This is a genomic window from Chryseobacterium sp. CBSDS_008, assembly GCF_049959325.1.
Taxonomy (GTDB): Bacteria; Bacteroidota; Bacteroidia; order Flavobacteriales; family Weeksellaceae; genus Chryseobacterium.
The window spans coordinates 4,030,295-4,051,854 of record NZ_CP188202.1; the positions used below are offsets into that span (position 1 = coordinate 4,030,295).

Annotated in this window: 21 protein-coding genes and 1 tRNA gene; 3 read left to right on the forward strand and 19 right to left on the reverse strand. The window is 35.5% G+C overall.

The genetic code is table 11. The annotated features are described in order from the left end of the window. Positions 1–5: 5 nt before the first annotated feature. From nuoF to ACP3T3_RS18310, 8 genes are all read right to left on the reverse strand, one after another. Complete coding sequence (gene nuoF / locus ACP3T3_RS18275; protein ID WP_426477192.1) at positions 6–1,364, reverse strand: NADH-quinone oxidoreductase subunit NuoF; 1,359 nt, start codon at positions 1,362–1,364, stop codon at positions 6–8. 102 nt (positions 1,365–1,466) lie between these two features. Continuing rightward, a complete protein-coding gene (gene nuoE / locus ACP3T3_RS18280; RefSeq protein WP_062675585.1) occupies positions 1,467–1,976 on the reverse strand; it encodes a complex I 24 kDa subunit family protein in 510 nt (169 codons plus the stop codon). A gap of 106 nt (positions 1,977–2,082) precedes the next feature. Continuing rightward, the gene (gene nuoD / locus ACP3T3_RS18285; RefSeq protein WP_047096007.1) at positions 2,083–3,306 is read right to left on the reverse strand and encodes an NADH dehydrogenase (quinone) subunit D; all 1,224 of its coding nucleotides are present in this window, start codon (positions 3,304–3,306) and stop codon (positions 2,083–2,085) included. Positions 3,307–3,384: 78 nt separating this feature from the next. Next, complete coding sequence (locus tag ACP3T3_RS18290; protein ID WP_292013792.1) at positions 3,385–3,879, reverse strand: NADH-quinone oxidoreductase subunit C; 495 nt, start codon at positions 3,877–3,879, stop codon at positions 3,385–3,387. Positions 3,880–3,885: 6 nt separating this feature from the next. Further along, the gene (locus ACP3T3_RS18295) at positions 3,886–4,446 is read right to left on the reverse strand and encodes an NADH-quinone oxidoreductase subunit B (RefSeq protein ID WP_002983540.1); all 561 of its coding nucleotides are present in this window, start codon (positions 4,444–4,446) and stop codon (positions 3,886–3,888) included. A gap of 100 nt (positions 4,447–4,546) precedes the next feature. Then, the gene (locus ACP3T3_RS18300) at positions 4,547–4,918 is read right to left on the reverse strand and encodes an NADH-quinone oxidoreductase subunit A (RefSeq protein WP_034693436.1); all 372 of its coding nucleotides are present in this window, start codon (positions 4,916–4,918) and stop codon (positions 4,547–4,549) included. Positions 4,919–5,192: 274 nt separating this feature from the next. Continuing rightward, the gene (locus ACP3T3_RS18305) at positions 5,193–5,369 is read right to left on the reverse strand and encodes a hypothetical protein (RefSeq protein ID WP_426477193.1); all 177 of its coding nucleotides are present in this window, start codon (positions 5,367–5,369) and stop codon (positions 5,193–5,195) included. Positions 5,370–5,427: 58 nt separating this feature from the next. Further along, positions 5,428–6,558 (reverse strand): GNAT family N-acetyltransferase, encoded by a 1,131-nt coding sequence (locus ACP3T3_RS18310; RefSeq protein WP_426477194.1) that lies wholly within the window; start codon positions 6,556–6,558, stop codon positions 5,428–5,430. A 104-nt stretch (positions 6,559–6,662) separates the two neighbouring features. Between ACP3T3_RS18310 and ACP3T3_RS18315 the strand changes: the two genes are divergently transcribed. Further along, positions 6,663–7,373 carry a zinc metallopeptidase gene (locus tag ACP3T3_RS18315; RefSeq protein ID WP_426477195.1) on the forward strand — a complete coding sequence of 237 codons (711 nt, stop codon included), beginning with the start codon at positions 6,663–6,665 and terminating at the stop codon, positions 7,371–7,373. Here the strand turns inward: ACP3T3_RS18315 and ACP3T3_RS18320 are convergent. The 8 genes from ACP3T3_RS18320 to rbfA all read right to left on the reverse strand — a co-directional run bounded on the left by ACP3T3_RS18320 (position 7,370) and on the right by rbfA (position 15,533). Continuing rightward, complete coding sequence (locus ACP3T3_RS18320; RefSeq protein WP_426479986.1) at positions 7,370–7,975, reverse strand: IMPACT family protein; 606 nt, start codon at positions 7,973–7,975, stop codon at positions 7,370–7,372. The two genes, ACP3T3_RS18315 and ACP3T3_RS18320, sit on opposite strands and share 4 nt — an antisense overlap. Before the next feature lie 111 nt (positions 7,976–8,086). Continuing rightward, positions 8,087–8,260: a bacteriocin-like protein gene (locus ACP3T3_RS18325; RefSeq protein WP_426477196.1), complete on the reverse strand. Its 174-nt coding sequence runs from the start codon at positions 8,258–8,260 to the stop codon at positions 8,087–8,089. 62 nt (positions 8,261–8,322) lie between these two features. After that, complete coding sequence (gene ribD / locus ACP3T3_RS18330; protein ID WP_426477197.1) at positions 8,323–9,348, reverse strand: bifunctional diaminohydroxyphosphoribosylaminopyrimidine deaminase/5-amino-6-(5-phosphoribosylamino)uracil reductase RibD; 1,026 nt, start codon at positions 9,346–9,348, stop codon at positions 8,323–8,325. A 64-nt stretch (positions 9,349–9,412) separates the two neighbouring features. After that, complete coding sequence (locus ACP3T3_RS18335) at positions 9,413–11,215, reverse strand: DUF349 domain-containing protein (RefSeq protein ID WP_426477198.1); 1,803 nt, start codon at positions 11,213–11,215, stop codon at positions 9,413–9,415. A 75-nt stretch (positions 11,216–11,290) separates the two neighbouring features. Continuing rightward, positions 11,291–12,028: a shikimate dehydrogenase family protein gene (locus tag ACP3T3_RS18340; RefSeq protein ID WP_426477199.1), complete on the reverse strand. Its 738-nt coding sequence runs from the start codon at positions 12,026–12,028 to the stop codon at positions 11,291–11,293. A 63-nt stretch (positions 12,029–12,091) separates the two neighbouring features. Then, complete coding sequence (locus tag ACP3T3_RS18345; protein WP_426477200.1) at positions 12,092–13,885, reverse strand: endonuclease; 1,794 nt, start codon at positions 13,883–13,885, stop codon at positions 12,092–12,094. 79 nt (positions 13,886–13,964) lie between these two features. Further along, the gene (locus ACP3T3_RS18350; protein WP_426477201.1) at positions 13,965–15,170 is read right to left on the reverse strand and encodes an ABC transporter permease; all 1,206 of its coding nucleotides are present in this window, start codon (positions 15,168–15,170) and stop codon (positions 13,965–13,967) included. A 3-nt stretch (positions 15,171–15,173) separates the two neighbouring features. Then, entirely contained in the window at positions 15,174–15,533 is a 360-nt protein-coding gene (gene rbfA / locus ACP3T3_RS18355; RefSeq protein WP_089697032.1) for a 30S ribosome-binding factor RbfA, read from the reverse strand. 93 nt (positions 15,534–15,626) lie between these two features. Here rbfA and mce point away from each other — a divergent pair, with 93 nt between their 5' ends. Together mce and ACP3T3_RS18365 are read left to right on the forward strand one after the other, a co-directional pair. Next, on the forward strand, positions 15,627–16,025 hold the full coding sequence (mce, locus tag ACP3T3_RS18360) for a methylmalonyl-CoA epimerase (RefSeq protein WP_426477202.1): 399 nt from the start codon (positions 15,627–15,629) through the stop codon (positions 16,023–16,025). Positions 16,026–16,087: 62 nt separating this feature from the next. Beyond that, positions 16,088–16,161, forward strand: a tRNA-Ile gene (locus tag ACP3T3_RS18365). A gap of 124 nt (positions 16,162–16,285) precedes the next feature. On the opposite strand, the gene ACP3T3_RS18370 is transcribed toward ACP3T3_RS18365, so the two are convergent. From ACP3T3_RS18370 to ACP3T3_RS18380, 3 genes are read right to left on the reverse strand one after another with little or no spacing between them, the layout of a single operon-like run. Beyond that, a complete protein-coding gene (locus ACP3T3_RS18370; RefSeq protein ID WP_426477203.1) occupies positions 16,286–17,134 on the reverse strand; it encodes a thiopeptide-type bacteriocin biosynthesis protein in 849 nt (282 codons plus the stop codon). A 5-nt stretch (positions 17,135–17,139) separates the two neighbouring features. After that, entirely contained in the window at positions 17,140–19,335 is a 2,196-nt protein-coding gene (locus ACP3T3_RS18375; protein WP_426477204.1) for a lantibiotic dehydratase family protein, read from the reverse strand. After that, on the reverse strand, positions 19,335–21,560 hold the full coding sequence (locus tag ACP3T3_RS18380; protein WP_426477205.1) for a CocE/NonD family hydrolase: 2,226 nt from the start codon (positions 21,558–21,560) through the stop codon (positions 19,335–19,337). The genes ACP3T3_RS18375 and ACP3T3_RS18380 overlap by 1 nt, the downstream gene beginning before the upstream one ends.

Here is a 21,560-nt window from a genome sequence, read left to right on the forward strand (position 1 = left end):
TTCACTTATGCGTTCTTTTCTACAGCCGGAATAGGATCTGCGTAATGTGCCAATCCATAATTTTGTGTCTGAGATAACTCCGGGTTTTTCACATGCCACTCAAATTCATCTCTGAAGTGGCGGATCGCTGCGGCAACTGGCCAGGCTGCTGCATCACCCAATGGACAAATCGTATTTCCTTCGATTTTTCTCTGGATATCCCAAAGAAGATCGATATCTTCCATTTTTCCTTCTCCTTTCTCAATTTTCTTTAAAATCTTGTACATCCATCCTGTTCCTTCACGGCAAGGTGTACATTGTCCACAGCTTTCGTGATTGTAGAATCTCGCTAAAGTCATAGTGTGTTCTACAATACACTGGTCTTCATCCAAAACGATGAAACCTCCTGAACCCATCATTGTTCCGGTAGCAAAACCACCGTCTGCCAATGACTCATAGTTCATATATCTTGGCTCTCCGTTCACCGTTCTCAGCAATAGATTAGCTGGAACAATAGGAACAGAACTTCCTCCGGGAATACAAGCCTTTAATTTTTTTCCGTCTTTAATACCACCGCAATATTCATCAGAGTAGATAAATTCCTCTACGGTGATCGTCATGTCGATTTCGTATACACCAGGTTTGTTGATATTTCCACAAGCAGAAATCAATTTTGTCCCTGTAGATCTTCCCACTCCGATTTTAGCATATTCAGCACCTGTAATATCAATAATTGGAACAATTGCCGCAATAGATTCAACGTTATTTACTACCGTTGGCCTTTCCCAAAGACCTTTTACAGCCGGGAATGGCGGTTTTAACCTTGGGTTACCTCTTTTTCCTTCAAGGGATTCAAGCAATGCGGTTTCTTCACCGCAGATGTATGCTCCACCACCTCTCTGTACATAGATTTCACAATCGAAACCGGTTCCTAAAATATTTTTACCTAAAAACCCTGCTGCTTTGGCTTCTTCAATCGCTTCTTCCAAAATATCAGGAATCCATGAATACTCTCCACGGATGTAGATGTAAGAAGTATTGGAACCTAAACAGTAAGAAGAAATCAGCATTCCTTCGATCAATAAATGAGGAAGGAACTCCATCAGATATCTGTCCTTGAATGTTCCGGGCTCAGATTCATCCGCATTCACAACAAGGTGTCTTGGAACGCCTTCGGGTTTCGCCAAAAAGCTCCATTTCATTCCTGTTGGGAATCCAGCTCCACCACGACCTCTTAGTCCTGAAGCCTTTACTTCTTCAAGAATTTCGTCAGGAGTCATTTTCAAGGCTTTTTCAGCAGCTGTGTAACCTCCCTGTTTACGGTATGTTTCAAAGTAGCGAATACCTTCTATATGTGCGTCTTTAAGTAAAAGTTTTTTACTCATTGTTATTTGCTTATTGCAATTGGCTTTTGGCGTCTTGCATTAATTATGATTAAACGTTAAGTGAATAATTTAAAATCTAAAATGTAGAATTTAAAATTTCTATTAGTCCAAAGCAACTTGTCCCTGTCTGCAAAGATCAAGGATTTCATCTACTTTTTCTATCGTTAAATTTTCATGAAAGAATTTCCCCAGCTGCATCATGGGTGCATATCCGCATGCTCCAAGACATTCAGCAGGCTTTAATGTGAACATACCATCTTCAGTAGTTTCCCCATCCTTAATATTCAGCTTGGTTCTGATATGATCCAGAATTTTTTCGCTTCCACACACCATACAAGGTCCTGTTCTGCAAACTTCCAAAACATATTTACCTACCGGCTTCATATTAAACATCGTATAGAAAGTAGCCACTTCATATACTTCGATCGGCTGGATACTTAATAATCCGGCAACATAATCCATCACAGGAACATCTAACCATCCTCCGAATTCTTTCTGTGCCAGGTGAAGTACAGGGAGAAGAGCAGATTTCTGTCTTCCTTCAGGATATCTTGCGATAATTTTATGTACCTGTGCTAAACTTTCCGGTTTAAAAGCTATTGTTTCGCTCATTTTTTATCTAAGATTTCAGATGTCAGATTTCAGACATCAGATTTTTAAATTTAAGTATAAAGCGAAGAGTCTGACATCTGAAATCTGACGTCTGACATCTTCTTTTTTATGCATCTAATTCTCCCGCAATAATATTCATACTGCACATCGTTACAATGGCATCTGAAATTACAGAACCTGTAATCATTTCAGGATATGCCTGATAGTAGATGAAGCATGGTCTTCTGAAGTGAAGTCTGTAAGGACTTCTTCCTCCGTCACTCACAAGATAGAAACCTAATTCTCCATTTCCACCTTCTACAGCGTGGTAAACTTCTCCTTTCGGTACATCAGTTTCTCCCATTACAATTTTGAAATGGTAGATTAATGCTTCCATTTTCTGATATACATCTGCCTTTTCAGGAAGATAGAAATCAGGAACATCCGCATGGAATGGTCCTTCCGGAAGGTTTTCGTATGCTTGTTTGATAATTTTGATTGATTCCCAGATTTCCTGCTGACGAACCATGAAACGGTCGTAAGTATCTCCTGAAGTTCCTACAGGAATAATGAAGTCAAAATCTTCGTATGAAGAATAAGGCTGTGCAACTCTTACATCGTAATCTACACCTGCTGCACGTAAGTTTGGACCTGTGAAACCGTAACTTAAAGCTCTTTCGGCAGAGATAGCTCCGGTACCAATCGTTCTGTCCATGAAAATTCTGTTTCTTTCCAGTAAAGTACAGAATTCTTTGAATCTTGGCGGGAATGTTTTTAAGAAATCTTTTAACAGTTCATGAAACTTAGGCGTGAAATCTCTTTCAAAACCTCCGATTCTTCCCATATTGGTTGTCATTCTGGCGCCGCAGATCTGCTCATACATATCATAAATACGTTCTCTTTCGATGAACATATACGTAAGACCTGTAATGGCTCCCGAGTCCATCCCGGTTACCCCGTTACAGATCAGGTGGTCACCGATTCTTGCCAGCTCCATCAGGATAACGCGCATATAGTCTACACGTTTTGGAACCTTTACGCCAATCAGCTTCTCTACTGTCATATGCCAACCTAGGTTATTGATTGGTGCAGAACAGTAATTCATACGGTCTGTAAGGGTAGTGATCTGAGAGTAGTTTCTTCTTTCAGAAATTTTCTCAAATGCTCTGTGGATATATCCTACCGTTTGCTCTGCATGCAGAATTCTTTCTCCGTCCATCGTTAAGATATTCTGGAAAATCCCGTGGGTAGCAGGGTGGGTAGGTCCCAGATTCAGGGTATATAATTGTCCGTCAATCTGTTCCTTACTTTCGTACTGGTTTAGTATATTAGATAATGAGTTATCTTTCATAAGTATTATAATTGATAATTGATAGTTGATAATCGATAATCATTTATCTATCATCATTTATCATTTATATTTTATTTTTTATCTTCCGAACATGCTATCGTTCTTGTCGGTTCTTGTCCCATCTTCAAGTCGATATTCCTTCAACATTGGGTGATATCCAAGATCTTCCATATTCAGGATAGGTCTAAGATCCGGATGTCCTTTAAATTTAATCCCATAGAAATCATACGTTTCTCTTTCCATCCAGTTTGCTCCGGCATACAGATCCGTAAGAGAATCTACCTCAATATTTTCTCTGGACATGAAGATTTTCAGTCGTAATCTGAAATTGGCCATCATATTATGCAAATGGTATACAACACCAATTTCCTTCTCAGGGAATTCAGGATAATGAATACCACAGATATCGGTAAGGAAATTGAATTCCAGTGATGAATCTTTCAGATAGTGAATGATCTTCTTAATATCTTCTTTCTTCACCTCAATCGTTAGCATTCCATAAGGCTCTGAGCTTGAAATAACAGATTCCGGAAATTCTCTTGTGATGGCTTCTAATACAAATTCGTTTGTCATTTCCGTTTAGTTGCTTATGTTGTAAGAATCTAATAACTTCTGATATTCAGGCATATCTCTTCTTCTGATGCTTTCGCTCTCGGCAAGAGCCTGTACCTGCATTACTCCTTCAATGATCTGTTCTGGCCTTGGAGGGCATCCGGGAACATAAACGTCAACCGGAATAATTTTATCAATTCCCTGAAGTACAGAATATGTATCAAAAATACCACCGCTGGAAGCACAAGCTCCCACTGCTACCACCCATTTCGGCTCAGCCATCTGAGTGTACACTTCTTTCAGGACGGGTCCCAATTTCTTTGATATAGTTCCGCAAACCATCAGCATATCTGCCTGTCTTGGAGAGAAAGAGTTTCTTTCCATACCAAATCTTGAAGCATCATATGTCGGGTTCAGGGTAGCCATAAACTCGATACCACAACAAGAGGTTGCAAAAGGTAACGGCCAAAGTGAAAACTTTCTTGCCATTCCGATTACACTGCTCAGTTTTGTTGCGAAAAACCCTTCTCCTTCATAGCCTTCGGGAGCAGGTGCATCTGTTCTTATTACTGGTTTTTTATCTGACATTTTTAGTAAATATTTAAAGATTAAAATATTTAAAGATTAAAAACAAGACCTTTACAATCTTTAAATTACTTAAATAAATTCAATCTTTTAATGTTAAAATTTATTTATCCCAATCCAGCGCGCCACGTTTCCAGACATAGAAAAACGCCACGAAGAAGATCGCAACGAATGTAAGCACGGCAAGGAATCCTTCCATACCGAATTCTCTGAAATTTACCGCGTAAGGATAAAAGAATACGATTTCAATATCGAATAGTACGAACAATACCGCAGTCAGGAAGTACTTGATCGAAAACGGTGTTCTGGCGTTTCCTTCTACAGGAACCCCACATTCCCAGCTTTGGTTTTTTACAGAGTTTCCTTTTTTCTGTTGTGGACCCAGGAAATGTGCCCCCAGCAAAGAAACAGCTACAAATCCTACTGCTACACCAGCCTGGATAAGGATTGGAATATAACTTTCAGGTAAATTCATTTTTGCATTATTATCTCAATTTGCAAATTTAGCGAATAAACAAGAAAGCATGAAATTTATCAGCTTAAAAGTAGGATGAAAATGAGTTAAACCGGTAATTTAGAATCAATAAAAATTAGCTTTTCAGGATTGCTTTTTTGCTGTGTTTTTACCCTTTTTTCGTAGTGACTGGGCGAAAATAGGATATTGCCCTTGTCCATTTGTGATATTTTGGATTTATTTAATCCGGAATAAAAACTTTTTGTTAAGGACTTACTGATGCTGGTTTAGAGTCTTATTTTTTCATTTTTTTCAAAAGGGTATAAGCCATGAATGAAATATATCCGAAAAGAATACTGGCAAAAAGAATATTGATCACCGTATTTGTTTTATCATCCGGCGACTGAAAAAAGAAATTATAACTGATAAATCCGGTAATTAAAATGGCAAATATGATAAGCTGCGGTTTCATAGAGTTCGAAGTTTAGAGTTTAAAATGTAGGATTACTTTTACATTTAGAAATGCAATACTATTTATTCACTTCCATTGAATAGGTTCTTCTTCTCTTATGGTTCACGGGATTGTAGTCCTGCCAAAGGAGCTGAACACTTTTGTTTTCTTCCAGTTCAGGATTGGTTTCTGCAAAATCAATTCCCATACTGGTAAACCGTTCAAAAATTTCTTTAAAAATAATAGCGGTTACACCACGTCTCTGATATTCCGGATGGATTCCGATAAGATAGAAATTGGCACGGTCATTCTTTTTTCCGGCCTGTAAAAAATGCCACCATCCTAATGGAAATAATTTCCCTTTTGATTTCTGCAAAGCCTTGGAATAGGAAGGCATGGTAATGGCAAATGAAATCAGCTGCTCATTTTCATCTACCACACAAATAACATAATTTTTATTGATGAAAGGAAAATATTTTTCTTTGTATGTTTTGATTTGCTCTTCTGAAATGGGAGTGTAGGTAGAAAGATGTTTATAAGTTTCATCCAAAAGCTTAAACATAGGTTCTACATAAGGAAGAATTTCTTCTTTTGACTTGAATTTAAGAACCTTCAGTTTGTATTTCTGTGCAATTAGGCCACTGAATTTCTCAACTTTTTCAGGAAGCACTTTTGGAAAGTTCATTTCATATTCTACCCATTCTTTCTCTTTGGCTAAGCCAAGATTTTCAAGGTGTTGAGGATAATATGCATGGTTGTAGATTCCAATCATAGTGGCCAGTTTATCAAATCCCATTGTCAGCATACCTGCTTTATCAAGATTGGTAAAACCCATTGGCCCTTCAATTTTGTCAATATTTTTTTCTTTGGCATAATCAACGGCTTTTTGAATGAGTGCCTTTGAAACTTCAGCATCATCAATAAAGTCGATCCATCCAAAACGTACCTTTTTAATTCCTAACTCTTTCTCTTCTTTATGGTTAACGATTACCGCAATCCTGCCCGCTACTTTACCATCTTTTATTGCCAGAAACTGTCTGGATTCCGAATACTGTAAAGCCGGATTTTCTTTGGGATCCCAGATTTTCATTTCGTCTTTTATAAAGGATGGGACATAGTACGGATTATTTTTGTACAAATCCATCGGGAATTTTACGAATTGCTTGAGCTGACCGGGTGTTTTTACTTCAATAATTGAAATTGTAGACATGTTTTTTGAGAGGAATTAGAGGACAAATATAAATAATAATATCTTATACTTTGGCACAGTTTTTATATGATTATGGGTGAAATTAAACACAAAATTTATATAAAATGGTGGGTTATTATATCATTATTGGTATTTCAATGCTGGTGAGCTGGTGGGTTTCTTCCAGATTGAAATCAAAATTTGAATATTATTCCAATGTACACCTTCGAAATGGCCTTTCGGGGAAAGAAATAGCGGAAAAGATGTTGAGAGATAACGGAATAAATGATGTTCAGGTAATATCAGTTCCCGGGCAGTTGACGGACCACTATAATCCGGCAGATAAAACAGTAAACCTTTCTGAAGGGGTTTATATGCAGAGAAATGCAGCCGCTGCAGCAGTAGCAGCTCATGAATGCGGACATGCAGTACAACATGCGGTAGGATATTCTATGTTGAATTTACGTTCAAAACTTGTTCCTATTGTTAATATAAGTTCCAATCTGATGCAGTTTGTCCTTATTGCGGGTATCGCGGTAATGGCTGCATCAAGAACGATTGAGAATCCGAATGGAAATACAACTGTTCTTGCCATCGGGGTAGCCATGTTTGCGGTGACCACGCTTTTTGCTTTTGTAACGCTTCCTGTGGAATATGATGCCAGTAACAGAGCTATGAAATGGCTTAAAGATACCGGAACTGTAACAGCAGAAGAATTTGTTGGAGTTCAGGACAGTTTAAGATGGGCAGCAAGAACGTATGTGGTGGCGGCCTTAGGTTCTCTGGCACAGCTTCTCTATTGGGGCTCTTTGCTTCTTAGCGGAAGAAGGGATTAATCATTAAATTCAAATGAAACATATTGCATCTCGGAGAGTTTTTCCGAGATGTTTTCTTTTTGTGCCAGTTTCAAAGAGGCAGTAAGAATACAATTTTCGTTGGCATCGAAATTCAAAACTTTGGCATCAAATTTTGAAAGTAAGGTAAAGATGATGTTCTGTTGATTAAAGTTAAACTGGATCTTTACTTCTGTTTCCAGTTCTCTTGTAATAATACTGGCTTCTTCCAACGTGATCTTAGCAGATTCTTTATAAGCTTTTACCAATCCTGAAACACCCAGTTTGGTTCCGCCGTAATAACGGACAACAATCACAAGAATATTTGTGATTTCATTAGCCAGCAGCTGGTTGTAAATCGGCAATCCGGCACTCCCGGAAGGTTCACCGTCATCATTGGCCCGATAGTTTTCACCATGTAACCCGATTCTGAATGCATAACAGTGGTGTGTGGCCTTTGGATGCTCTTCCCTGACTTTTTCCAGTGCACTTTTTAATTCTTTTTCATTGGTCACCGGGTAAGCAAATCCGATAAACTTGCTTCCTTTTTCCTTTAAAAGGGTATTTTCTATGGGTTTTTCTATGGTTTTGTATTCAAACGTCATTGGAATTCCTGCTTTGTTCTGCAAAAATATCAAATAAATCTAAGGAGTTAAATAAAGAAGCTGTCAGATTTCTGACAGCTTCCATATTATGTACTATATCTTTTCTTAATTTTATCCGCAGAAATCAAGTGGAAGCAGACACATATAGTTTGTGGGGCCGCAGAAATCTGAAGGACAAAAATCTCTGCATTTTGTAAGTTCCCCGGTAGGTAAGGTACATGTTACAAAAGCTCCTCCCTGGATTGCTTTTAAACCGATTCTTGAGATTTTTTTCAAATTTTTCATGATAATATTTTTTAGTAAAACGAATATAATGAATTATTTCATTAGATGGTGATAAAATACTTTTATTTTGCTTTAAAGTATGATACTGTATTATCTCTAAATATTTCCGTTTTAGTGGCTGTATGATTAAATTCCGGGGCTTTTGTTCCATTTTCGAGCTTTACATTTTCAATTTTAATGATAATAGCTTCATCCCAGAGATTAGCATCAATAAACTGCTGCAGTGTAAAACGGCCACCTTCAATGATAACGGACTGAATCTGTTCCTTGTATAAAGCTTCCATGAGTTCCGTCAGGAAATTATCTTTGTTGATTTTAATGAATTGAATATTTCCTGCACCACCTTCTTTTACCGAATTTAAAACCAATGTTTTTGCTTCAGTATTATAGATGTTGAAATTGCCCGGGACTTTTAAATCAAAATCAATCAGAATTCTGACAGGGTTTACACCTTCAGCATTTCTTACCGTAAGGCTTGGGTTGTCATTTAAAGCAGTTTGGGTTCCCACCAAAATAGCATGCTCGTCCGCTCTTAACTGATGAACAAACTGATTGACTAATGTATTGGAAACAGCTGTCGGTTTAAAATCCTTATCCAGAAAACCGTCACCGGATTCTGCCCATTTTAGAATGATGTAAGGTCTTTTCTTTTCGTGATACGTGAAAAATCTTTTGTTCAGTTCTATACATTCTTTTTCAAGAACTCCTGACACGGCTTCAATTCCAGCATCCTGAATGATTTTCTTTCCTTTACCATTCACTTTATCGTGGGAATCCATTGCTCCGATTACTACCTTTTTAAATCCTAATTCTTTAATCTTTAAGGCGCATGGCGGAGTTTTTCCATAGTGGGCACATGGTTCCAGAGACACATAAATTGTTGATTCCGGAATAAGGTCTCTATTTTTAACGGAATTGATGGCATTGATCTCCGCATGGTTTTCCCCGGCTTTATGATGATAGCCTTCACCAATAATTTCTCCGTTGTGTACAATCACACTTCCTACCAGAGGGTTGGGGTAGGTGTGGCCAAGGGCTTTCTGGGCCAGCTCGATACATCTCTTGATATAAAGTTCGTCGTTGTTCATATTGTATAAAAAGAAAAAGCGAAGACAAATTGCTTTGCTCCGCCTTTATTTATTTTGTTATCTGTTAATCTCCGCTGATAATATTGTGGAGATTTTGTTTTAATGTTTCCAAATGAGCTTTTTTCTCATCAATCGTATTGTAAGTATCTCTTAAAAGAGGATTTTCTCTTGACGGTTTGTTGAAGAAGGAAAGATTGTTTTCCAGTTTTACGATTTCGGCTTCCAGATCAGAGATTTGATTTTTGATCTTTCTTGCTTTGTCGGTAAGCTGGTTTTCAGAGAGGCCTTCTTCTTTCAGTTCAAGTTCGTTGATTTTGTTTATTTTCAACTTCTCTCTTAAAGTCTTATTGAATTCAGAGTTGATTGAAATTTTATCTCTCGGAACTTTACCGATATTATTCCATGAAGTTTTGATCTGTTCAATTCTTTCGATGCTTCCTTCATCATTGGAAACCTCTTTCAGTTCGTCAAGAAGCGTTTTTTTGTTTTTATAATTCTCCTTCCAGTTGTCGCTAGAAGTATTGCTTTTCTCTCTGTAGTTGTTAAAAAATGCATTACATGCATCACGGAATTCATCCCAGATTTTATTGGTCATGCTCTTTGGAACGTGGCCTATTTTTTTCCAGTCTTCCTGAAGCTTTTTGAATAAAGGTACTGAGATATCCCATTCCTCATTATTCATATTATCCTGCGCAGTCTGGATCAGTTTCAGCTTTTCTTCAAGATTGGCCTGCTGGGATCCTTTTAACGATTTGTAATAGTTGTTTTTCGTTGTATTAAAACCCCTTAGCGTTGTTTTAAAATCATTCCAGTTCTGGTTGGAAAGTTTTCTTGGAACACTTCCTGTTTTTAAGAATTCGGAACGCAGATCTTCCACTCTTTTGATGGCATTCTGCCAGTAGTTATGGTTAGGTGTTTCTGCAGGTTCAGAAAGCTTTTTGATTTCAGCGATGATCTGATTTTTCTTTTCAAGGTTAGTACCTTGTTCTTTTTCAATAGAAGCAGAAAGTTCAGATTTTCTTTCATGAATTTTGTTGGAGATTTCTTTAAATTCTTCCCATGTTTTCTCACGGAATTCTTCTGCAACAGGTTCAGCTTCTTCTTTCCAAAGTTTATGAAGATACTGAAGCTCGTTAAGAGCCTTCTGAATTACGGGTTCGCTTTCCAACTCTTTGGCTCGTGCAATAATATGTTCTCTCTTTTCCAGGTTGTGGCTGTATTCCTGCTCCAGAAATTCTTTGTTCAGATCCAGCATCTGATAAAACTGATTCAGGTGGTGGAAATAGTTATTATTAAGAATTTTGAATTCAGACTTGGCAACCTGTCCGGCTTTTGACCAGTCTTCCTTAATCTCACGAATGGATTTGAAAAGGTTGATTCCCGGTTCAGAGCCTGTATATAAATTTTTAAGTCTTTCTATAATGCTTTGGCGGTGGTCAAGGTTTTTCTTTTGTTCCTCTTCCTGTCCCTTCTGGAAGTCGTCATGTTTTTCCCTGAAAATGTTGACCAATGCAGAATATTTAGCCTGAGAAGGGTGTTCGTAGCTGAAATTTTCGGCAGGATTTCCGGCTTCTACGTATTCATGTCTTTTGTCTTCCACTTCATCATGAATGTAATGACTTGCTTTTTCCTTCAGTTGGCTGAATCTTTTAAAATTCTCACCGGCGTTGGGAGTGTTGATGATTTTTTCCATTTCCTTTAAAGCATCAGCAAGAGAAATTTCTTCCTCTTCATGTTCTTCTATGTGCTCTGCATCATCTTCATGCTGGTTTGCATCATGAGAAACCGTGTTTTCTGATGTGTCCTGAGATACTTCGTTAGGATTTTTCTTTTCTTCGTTTTCAGAAAGATTGTTTTCTGTAGTCATAGCAAATCTTTTATGTGAGTGGCGTTAATATCCTTTAAATTATAGCTGTAAGGCCAATTAAAGCACTAATTTATGTTATTTTTTTTGAAAATTCCAAATTTCCCAAGCTTTTTCTGCTTGCTGTTCAAGCATATAATACCCGTTGACTGTTTTTGCTCCTTTTTCAGAGGCATTGATGATGAATTGGGTGTAGTTTGGGTTGTAAATCAAATCAATAACCAGATGATCTGAAGAAAGTCCGTCAAAAGGAAAATCCAGGCAATCTTTAATATTCGGGAAAGTGCCTACAGGAGTGCACTGAATGATAATTTTGTGTTCTGAAACCGTTTTCTGATCAAGGTTTTCAAAATTGAGTTCGGTACTTCTGGAAATGGTTACTGAAGGGATATTATGTTTGTCAAGGGCATATTTAACGGCCTTTGCGGCACCTCCGTTTCCTAAGACCAATGCTTTATCCTGCGATGGCTTTTTGTGTAAAAGAAGAGTCTTTTCAAAACCGAAAGCATCTGTGTTATAACCTGTTTTTTTACCATCCTTGATAAGGACACAGTTGACGGCACCTATTTTCTCAGCTTCGTCACTCAATGCATCAAGATAATCAATTATTTTTTCTTTATAGGGAATAGTCACATTGAATCCTAGCAGCTCCGGAGAAGCAAAAAGGCTTTCCACTTCATTGATTTCTTTCAGGTCAAAAATATCATAGGAAAAGTTCTTCAGCGTGAGCTTTTGAAACTTATTTTCAAAGAATTTTTTAGAAAAGGAATAGGAAATGTTTTTTCCTATCAATCCTAATTTTTTATTGGAATCCATCTATCAAAAATAAAAAAAAAGACCGGATTTACCCGGTCTTTGGTTTGAAATATTTTTTAATCATTAATCTACGATGAATTTAGTAGAGAAATTATCTGTTTTCAGGATGTAAGTTCCTTTAACCAAACCTTTAAGGTTGATTTTGTTTGAATGTCTGAAAGGATTGGTTATTGTTTCAATTAATTTTCCTGAAAGATCATAGATATCAGCTTTTGAAATTTTACCCAGGTTTTCTCCTTTTACAAATAATTCATTATTTCTTACCGGATTAGGGTAGATGGTAAATGCTGATTTGTCATTTTGGTTTTCAGCAGTAGCTAACGTACTACCGAAACATGTCCAGCTAAGATCATCAAGAGCAACTCTGTTGGTAGGAGAAGAATTTGTCATCTTAATCACGGCATCTCCACTTACATTAATGTTGTAAATGGTAGTTGTTGTTGCAACATTACTGTAAGGAATCATTCCTACATTCACATCGTTTACAAAAACATTAAAATATCCTGCGCTTCCGGAGAATTTAAGTTGAGTAGTTAAAGTTAAGTTCTGAACTCCACCTGAAAAAGTTGAACTTGTTAAAGAGCCATTTCTGATGGTAATGGCTTTATTGTTGATGGTCTGGTCAGCTCTTGCATCTGTAGCAGTCCATGAAATTCCGTTGTTTGTCCAGTTTACTGTCAGGTATGTATTTACAGGACCACTGATCATTTCAAAATTTTCAGTTCCACAGCTTCCTCCTCCGGCAGGTGTATCAAGAGTGGTTTCTGTAGCGGTTGTACTTTGTGGCGAAGAGTTTGCGAAAGCATCTTTAGCAATCACGTAAAATGTGTACTGAGTTAATGGAGATAATCCCGAAACAACAGTAGAAGTTGTTGTACCTGAAACAGTAGCTTTCAGAGTTCCATTGGCATAAATCTGGTAAGAAGTTACTCCAACATTATCTGTTGCGGCAGTCCAGCTTAAAGCAATAGAGTTTGAAGTAGGGTTGCTGGCAACAAGATTGGTTGCTGCCGTAGGTGGCTGGCTGTCAATAACCGGAGCTCCCCAGATCTGAGTGACATATTCAGGGTGATCAATGAATGGGTTTCTGTTTCCCTGGTAGGTGTAAGAAGCATTGTTTCTTGCAATTTCTTCAGGAGAGACGGGATCCATTGCATTCCAAATTAAATATTGATTAAGGGCCCAGGGCTGCAGTCCCGGAAATGCTGTGCTGCCAAGCATATCACCCGTAGTGAAATTCGAAAGCTGGCCTTCATACCTTGTTACAAAATAAAGAATCATTCTGGCAATATCTCCTTTAAAAGCATCAATAGGCTCAAAAACAGTACCTGAATATCCTGCCGATGCAGATGTTCCTAATTTTGATCCGTTTTTAGATAAGAAAGAAGTGTTACCAACGATTCCGTAAGGATAATTTGATCTCATTCCGTTTACTTTTCCATCTGTAGCCCGGATAAAATGAATATCAGCTACCATCGGAGAAGCACTGTTGAATAAACTTTGAGGAATAACGTGCTCTCTGTTGTAGCAGTCACCTTCATTAGAATATCCGGCAGATCCGCATTGACTGGTCCCCAGGATGAAATTATACTGATCTGCTCCATTTGGATTTTCAGAATAAATATCCAGAATTGTTCCGTCATTTTCATAAAAATAATCACGGTCAGTGGTAGCATAGCCCGTCCATAAACCACTATATCCATGATCAACATGTCCGGTACTGATAATGTTCATAAGAGCTGTTTTCAGAGCTGCACCTGTTAAGGTTGGCGATTGATTATAATATCCTGCCGGAGCCTGCGCCAAAGCGCATATAAATGTAGCGCCTAAAAGAAAAAAAGATAAAATTCGTTTCATTTTTTAAAATTGGGGCGTAAAGGTACGAAAAAATGAAACCGAAGTGTGTTAATTGTATGTAATATATAAAGTTAATATATTAGTTTTTAGTAATATATTCCTTGCTTATTTTTGAAAAGAACCATGAAATGGTAATTCCGAACAGAGAGGCAGTAAGTGCTACGATAAGGTAATTTTTACCTACAATTTTTACCGGGAATGGCAGTACTTCATTGGCTCTGAAGAATTCTGTATACAGCTGGAAATAGCAAAGTGCTGTTCCCAGAATTAATCCGGTAATAACGCCAGAAATCACAATCAGGATTCCGGTGTAAAAATAGGTCATTCTTAAATGGCTTAAAGGGAAACCGAGTGATATCAATGATTTTGCCTGCTCTTTTTTATCAAGCTGAAGGATGATAATCGCTCCGGCAAGATTAAAGGTGGTAATAAAGATGACCAGTGCAAAGATCAGGTAAATAAAAAGTTTTTCAGTGTTGATCATTTTCCAGAAAGCTGCATTCTCTTCCTCTTTGGTTTTGATTTCCACACTTTTCCCCAGTGAAGCAAGCAGACTTTGTTTTACAGCATCTGCATTTTCCGGATTTTTTAATTTAATAACAATCTGATAAGCCGATTTTTTAGGAAGGCTGAGCAGCTCTTCCGTAAGTTCAATAGGAGAGATAATATAGTTGTCCAGCTGATCTTTTCCCGGGAAAACACCTGTTACCAGAATATCTCTTTTATTGTAGATGTCTTCTTCCTTATTGATTATTCCTGTTCCCGGCTTGGGCATAAAGATCGTTGCATAATGATTGGAAGAGTCCACAGGGATTGAAAGTCTGTTATCAAGACTGTTTTCCATCAAAACCTCATTAGAGTATTTGAAACCAGGATAAGTTCCGTAGAATACTTCTTTATTAATAGGATTTACATTTACGTAAGCAGAATCAACGCCCCTTAAATAAGCAATATCACCTTTTCCATTGAAGCTGATATATACTTTTTCTTCAATCACACGGGAAAAGCTGGTGATTTCTTTATTGCTGCTCAGTACTTTATTGACGTTGTCCAGATTTTTAATGGTTTTTCCGGAAGTGCTTTTTAAAGTAAGATCTGCATGAAGATTGGAAATAAGGTCTTTGTTCAGGTCTTCGAGTCCTGAAAAAACAGAAATAATGACGAACATTGCAGCCACAGCAACCGTCATGGCGCCTACGGACAACCACGTAATGAACGTAACGGCAGTACTTCCCTTTTTTGCCAAAAGGTATCTGGATGCTATGTAAAATGCAATATTCTTCAAGATCTATAAAACAGGATTGTCGCCTTCGCCTCTTAATTCTCTTTCCAGTTTTTCAACATCATCAAGAGCGGTATCCAGGTAAAAGTTAAGTTGTGGAATAATACGCACCTGCTTTGCCATTTTCTGGCCAATGAAGTTTCTGTATTGAGGTTTGTTTTCTTCAATCTCCTTCATCACAGCGGTACGGAATTCCTGTGGGAAAATGCTTAAATAAATCTTGGCAATTCCTAAATCAGCAGTTACTTTTACATCTGAAACAGATACCAATATGCTCTGTTTGCTTTCTGCAGCCTGTTTGCGGAAAAGCTCTGCGAAGTCTTCCTGAATGATCTGTGCTACTTTTCTTTGTCTGTTACTTTCCATAATTTCTGCAAATTTAGTACTTTTGTTTGAATTGATACTTTGAAATTCAACTGCAGTATCAAATTTACGATTTAATTATATTTATTAGTATTTATGAAGCTAGAACATATTGGTATTGCTGTAAAGTCTTTAGGCGTTTCTGATGAGCTTTTTACGAAGCTATTGGGAAAAGAATCCTATAAAAAAGAAACGGTGGAAAGGGAAGGAGTAGTAACTTCTTTTTATGAAACGGGAGAAAGTAAAATTGAACTGCTGGAAGCCAGTAACCCTGAAAGCCCAATCTCAAAATTTATTGATAAAAAGGGCGAAGGCATTCATCACTTAGCATTTGGAGTCGAAAATATCCTGGAAGAAGTAGAAAGATTAAAAAAAGAAGGGTTTCAGTTTATCTCTGAAGAACCAAAAGAAGGTGCTGATAACAAATTAGTTGTATTCCTTCATCCAAAGTCGACGAACGGAGTACTGGTAGAACTTTGCCAAGAAAAGCAATAAAAAATTTTGTAGTGAAAGAAATTTTACTATTTTTGCAAACACAAAATTTAACCAAGTTTTGAGGTCCTATAGCTCAGTTGGTTAGAGCACCTGACTCATAATCAGGTGGTCCCTGGTTCGAGCCCAGGTGGGACCACATAAAATCAAGCACTTACAGAAATGTAGGTGCTTTTTTTATTTCTTGACTGCAACAATACTGCAACATTTTAAATTATAGAATAAGCAAAAAATTGATAAAGTTATCTTGTCATAAATTCATCTTAATTTATCATATAATCTTTATTCGCCTTATACATACGGAATAAATGATCATAAACTACCATTTCAAATATTCTTTGATGAGAAATAAATAACCGGTTAATATGCATATGAAAAATACTTTTGAAGAAATCTCTTAGTTTTATTTTTAATAAATTATCTTTTTCCAATTTTGAAAATTCTTCAGGCGTTAATGTAATTTCAGCAATATTACTTTTTATTAAATCTCTGATTTCTTCATATTCTTCAGAAGTAATAAATTCAAAGTATTGAGGATAAAACTCCTTATACTTTTTCTTTAATTGATTATTTAAGTTTTTATCTGCATTGAATTCTTTTTTGAAAGCATTCTCAGAACGCATTGTAAATTCTGTTTTCTCTTCAAGAGATAGATGGAAAGCTGTTAAAATATGGTCAATATAAAATAGAGAAACCATAATTTTTTCTTCGTCACTGTACTCCAAAAAGTTTAAGATTAGTTCACTGCTCTTAAAAAAGAGATCCTCTGCATATTCTATCGTATTTTCACCATAACGCTCAAGTTCTCTTGAGTAGGTATCCATAATGATAGAAGATATTTCTCCTGATTCCATGTACTCTTTAAATGATAAATTGATGATAGCTAAGATATAGCTGTAATCATCCAAGCTTATAATGTTGAATCTTATCCGTAAGTGAGATTTGGGATCGTTATATCTAATAAAAAACCATTTTTCAATAAGGTTTTGATTTTTTAATTGTTCAATTAATGGTTCTAAAACTTCTTGTAAAATAATATCTGAAGTTTTGATTCCAGTGTAAACCTTGCAATACAACCACTTGCTTCCAGGATGGAATTTTCTGATTATCATATTATTTATAGATCTTTATAAAGAGTAAAAATGAACTGATTCATATGCTCAGATTGATTATTATATAAAAACTCTTCAATCAGAATTTCTTTTTCATTTTTTACTGAAGAAAAAAGCATTTGGGTTAAATCATAATTTTTCAAATTAACAACCAGAGTGTTATCTCCCTTTATCCACTGTACCCATTGTGGGATTAATTTTAATTTTCGCCATTCTTCAACCTTTTGAAGGAGAATATCTTTTTTATCAGGTTGAATCATTGAAGCAAAATAATGAATTTGCTCCGAATCTATTTTCCATCGTGCTTTTGAAAGGACTATATTTTGATATTCCACCCGTGGTAAGAAATCATAGATTTGAGATAAGCTGCCCCAATCAAGAGATAAATAAGGTTTTACATTCTGATTATTATAATCACACAAAAAATGATAAACAGGCAAAGAATTATTTGAATAATTGTGTGCGTTTGTTAAATGAGGGATAACTTCTTTGTTGTGCAGCTTTGATCTTAAAAATAATTGATTATTCTTTATTGACAGATATAGGTCATCTACCAAAATCTGATATTTCTTTTCAAGAACAGAATTGGCCAAATAAGGGATTTCATACTTTCTTATTGAAGGTCTTCTTATTACATTTCCTATTCTTGATTCAGGTAAGTGTAAAATTTCGGCTAAAATCTTGTCTGGATTGAGCTCCTGCTCTTTTTCGGCAATGTCTTTCACTAAGTCCGTTATGGAAGATTTTTCAGAGCAAAATCTTCCTAATAATTTACCTGCGTTTCCGCTGATACCTTTAATAAATATCTTTTCATGTTGCTCTTCCGAAATAATTTCTGCCATTACTGCTACTGTATCAGGCAGATATTTCCAGTCCTCTTCAAAATTGTTAAAATCTTCATCAGATAAATGAATTATATAATCTTTATTCCAATAGGATTTCTGTAATTTCTGATTGAGAATAATTTGTATCGGACTCAGTTTAAACTGGAATTTTTTTTTGGAAGCAGAGGGTGGCAATATTAAATCTTCAATATAAGGATGAATGCCTTTTGCTGAATCGTTTTGTAAGTAGCCAATTCCAATTTCCGGATCTAAGGCATAAGAAAGAGAAACTTCTTCATCCTCAAATCTTTCATGAAATGCCTTTTTGAATAGGTCTAAATTGCTCTCGTTATAAGGAGTAGTAATTTTATTCAAAAAAGAAATTCCTTTTTTCAATTCTTTTTTCCATTGATAAGATAAGTTTGTCTCATTATCGAAATAAAGATCTGTTTGAAAAAGATATTTTTTTTCATATTTTAAATTGAGAGTTTTGATAATACTTTCAATTTCAGAATATGTATTTATAGTATTTCCAAAGCTCTGATCCAGTTCATTAATCTTATTCTTAATGGTGATTAAAATCTTATTTTCCTGATGGGCATCAATTCTGCTTAAGATGAAGATGATTTGGTCTAAAAAATCATATCCTGAAACATTTGGATAAAGCTCACTTATTAAAACCTGGTTTTCTATAAGTTCATCAATAAATTGTATTGCTTCTTTTAAAGATATTTCTTCATTAACAAGGGTATTGGCAAGCTGATGAATTGTTTTACCTGCTTCAGAAAACGTTAATATATATTCTAATTCTTCAGAAAACGGAGCGGAAGAAATAATATAATCTCTTTTTCCATCTTTATTTTCATATTCTATAAAACGGATTTTATTTCCAAGCTTGTGAATAGTGTTGTTCGGGAAGAATAAAATACGGTTTTTAATATACGGAATTGTAAGAAGATGGTCAGATAATGCAACTAAAAAATGCATATCCAGCTTTGTATCTCTTAATTTTGTATTTTCTGAAAATAAAGAAATTTTATTTTCTTTTTCAAATTTTCCAGTACTTACACCTGAAAATAAACCAAATGGTGTGCAGCGGGTACTTGTACGGTTATAATATTTTAGTAACGCATTTTTTATTCTTTCGTTTAGAGAATTGTAGATGATAAGGCCATTCCCTGCAGACTTTTCTATCTCTTGATACAAAGAAAGAGAAGCTAGGTAAATAGCTTCTCTGAATATGGTATTACTAAAATGTTTTTCTAAATTTTTATCAATGTTACTTTCATCATAAAAAATATTTTGAAATTCTTTGTAAGAAAAAAGTGGGGATCTGACAATAAAGGTGTCAAAAAATTGTAAAGGAAAACGTGGCATTAATTTAAGGAAATAGGGATTTCTATAAAACTGTTATTGTAAAATTTTATTTTGACAGGATAGGCAGCGTCCTTAATAGTTTCTTCACTTACATCTTTTCCTGTTCCATAATTTACTTGCATATAAGGGGTTTTTATGCCTCCTAATACTAAAACCAGTTGACTCCCTTTTTCTATCTTTTTGCTCACAAACTCATTGTTCGTAAAGCTTATACTTGTTTTTTTGTTTTCATGCAGGAGTTTTCTTTTCTCAGTGTTCTTAGCATAACTTGCTCTACCGTAGTATGTTGATAGTAAGAAGTATTTACCTTCTTTAGTTTTTTCATACAATTTCATGTATAAATCAATATCTTTTTTATTGACAGATAAATTCAGTTTGCCTAAGAAATTTCCGGTAAATTCAACAGCCTTTTCAAATGGGCTTGATGAAAATATAATGGCGTCTGGGGTATAAATAGTATTATCCAATACATTATCTTTCTGCTTAATAAGTTCATCTACATTGGTCCGGTCTTTTAAATCTATCGTAAGTGGTGTGAAACTTTTAGCTTTATCATTTTCTAAAGAAAGCTGATTATTGGTTCTGATATAAAATTTTAACGTGTTTTTATTAAAATCATTAATGTTAGAAACGCTTTTCCATTCATTGGCTCCCATCACCTCATAGTTAATTTTATCCTTAAGGAAAGATGGTTTTAATTTACCCTTCAGAATATAATCAAACCATTCCATTGTAATATTTCCGATATCAACATTAGCGGCCGAATCAATGGTATATCCTTTTAAATTATTTTTTATATAACCCTGAGCACCTGAATGATCATATGGACCAATAATCATATAATGATCTGCATTTTTGTTATATTTATAATGATTTCTGAAATAGTATAAAGCCCCAAGCTGATCAGAATCATAGTATCCGGTAATCGTTAAAATGGGAATATTGATTTTAGAATATTCATTTTTATAAGGAGTCATTTTCTGCCAATACTTGTCAAATGACGGATGCTTTAACCAGCGTTGAAATATTTCATTCTTTTTACCTGAAATAGAATCTAATCTGTTGAATGCCTCTCCTTTTTCATACCATTTTTTAAAAACAGAATTCCATTGATCTTCATCCCTAAAGCCTGAATCAAGCATTTTATTATTGGTAACATAATTGATCCAGCGAAGAAAATATGACGCAAAGATGTTATTATTCATAGGAAAGTCTACAGTACCAATTCCTACTGAAGCTTGCGGAATAATCGTTTTTAATGCAGGGTGAATATTTTTAGCCGCTGCCCATTGGCTGAATCCCAAATAGCTGCCTCCGATCATTCCAATTTTACCATTGCTCCAGGGCTGCTTTATTATCCAATCAATAACTTTATTAATATCCTCTGACTCATGCTCAAAAGGTTCTATTGCAGAACTACTTATATATTTTCCTCTGGGATATATATAAACAGAATGATAGCCGTAGCTTGCCTGTACCTTTTGATCATTTGTATCTTCTGTATCAGGATAAATGGTATTGACTAAAATTGTAGATTCTGGATGGGTTATTTTTTTGTTTAAAACAACTCTTATACTTATTTCATTATTGACCAATAAACTGTCTTTTACCTCGAAGTTCTTAGAGTCGAGTTCTTTTAAATAGCTTTTTGCAATATCAAATGTGGGTCCTACTATATAAGAATTATAGTTTCTGCAAAGCAATATGGCTTTTTTTAATTCTATGCTGTCTTTGTTTTCAAAATCGCTTTTAAGGGAAGTAAGTATCTCTTTTTTCGTTTTTTCAGTATCACCATTAAAATAACGGGGAAGTATTATCTGTGATTTTATAGGTAGACTTTCATACTTTTTAAAAAATTCTTCCTTATATTTTTCCTGAAAATCTTTATGGGAATTTTTGTTTTTTTGAGCATTTAAATAGATCTCATACTGTGTTCCCATTGCGTAGGCAATAGTAGGATTACTTTTCTTGTAAACATTCCGTACTGAATCTATCTGATTTAAAGCAATAACATAGTTTTGCCCAGCCAAATTTACTCTGAAAAGATTATCATATTTTACAGCCTTGTCTTTTTCTTTATATTTTTTTTGTATTTCAGTGCTTAAATAAGATATTAAAGGCTGTAGATTCTCAATGTTATATTCATTAAATTGTTTAATGCTTATTTTTTGAGAAAGGATAGTATTGAATAATAAAAGAAAAGGAAGAATCAGTATGTATCTCAT

Bases quoted from the DNA above. Each gene is read 5' to 3' on its own strand.
- nuoF (WP_426477192.1), bottom strand. From the start codon at position 1,364: ATGAGTAAAAAACTTTTACTTAAAGACGCACATATAGAAGGTATTCGC.
- nuoE (WP_062675585.1), bottom strand. From the start codon at position 1,976: ATGAGCGAAACAATAGCTTTTAAACCGGAAAGTTTAGCACAGGTACAT.
- nuoD (WP_047096007.1), bottom strand. From the start codon at position 3,306: ATGAAAGATAACTCATTATCTAATATACTAAACCAGTACGAAAGTAAG.
- ACP3T3_RS18290 (WP_292013792.1), bottom strand. From the start codon at position 3,879: ATGACAAACGAATTTGTATTAGAAGCCATCACAAGAGAATTTCCGGAA.
- ACP3T3_RS18295 (WP_002983540.1), bottom strand. From the start codon at position 4,446: ATGTCAGATAAAAAACCAGTAATAAGAACAGATGCACCTGCTCCCGAA.
- ACP3T3_RS18300 (WP_034693436.1), bottom strand. From the start codon at position 4,918: ATGAATTTACCTGAAAGTTATATTCCAATCCTTATCCAGGCTGGTGTA.
- ACP3T3_RS18305 (WP_426477193.1), bottom strand. From the start codon at position 5,369: ATGAAACCGCAGCTTATCATATTTGCCATTTTAATTACCGGATTTATC.
- ACP3T3_RS18310 (WP_426477194.1), bottom strand. From the start codon at position 6,558: ATGTCTACAATTTCAATTATTGAAGTAAAAACACCCGGTCAGCTCAAG.
- ACP3T3_RS18315 (WP_426477195.1), top strand. From the start codon at position 6,663: ATGGTGGGTTATTATATCATTATTGGTATTTCAATGCTGGTGAGCTGG.
- ACP3T3_RS18320 (WP_426479986.1), bottom strand. From the start codon at position 7,975: ATGACGTTTGAATACAAAACCATAGAAAAACCCATAGAAAATACCCTT.
- ACP3T3_RS18325 (WP_426477196.1), bottom strand. From the start codon at position 8,260: ATGAAAAATTTGAAAAAAATCTCAAGAATCGGTTTAAAAGCAATCCAG.
- ribD (WP_426477197.1), bottom strand. From the start codon at position 9,348: ATGAACAACGACGAACTTTATATCAAGAGATGTATCGAGCTGGCCCAG.
- ACP3T3_RS18335 (WP_426477198.1), bottom strand. From the start codon at position 11,215: ATGACTACAGAAAACAATCTTTCTGAAAACGAAGAAAAGAAAAATCCT.
- ACP3T3_RS18340 (WP_426477199.1), bottom strand. From the start codon at position 12,028: ATGGATTCCAATAAAAAATTAGGATTGATAGGAAAAAACATTTCCTAT.
- ACP3T3_RS18345 (WP_426477200.1), bottom strand. From the start codon at position 13,885: ATGAAACGAATTTTATCTTTTTTTCTTTTAGGCGCTACATTTATATGC.
- rbfA (WP_089697032.1), bottom strand. From the start codon at position 15,533: ATGGAAAGTAACAGACAAAGAAAAGTAGCACAGATCATTCAGGAAGAC.
- mce (WP_426477202.1), top strand. From the start codon at position 15,627: ATGAAGCTAGAACATATTGGTATTGCTGTAAAGTCTTTAGGCGTTTCT.
- ACP3T3_RS18370 (WP_426477203.1), bottom strand. From the start codon at position 17,134: ATGATAATCAGAAAATTCCATCCTGGAAGCAAGTGGTTGTATTGCAAG.
- ACP3T3_RS18375 (WP_426477204.1), bottom strand. From the start codon at position 19,335: ATGCCACGTTTTCCTTTACAATTTTTTGACACCTTTATTGTCAGATCC.
- ACP3T3_RS18380 (WP_426477205.1), bottom strand. From the start codon at position 21,560: ATGAGATACATACTGATTCTTCCTTTTCTTTTATTATTCAATACTATC.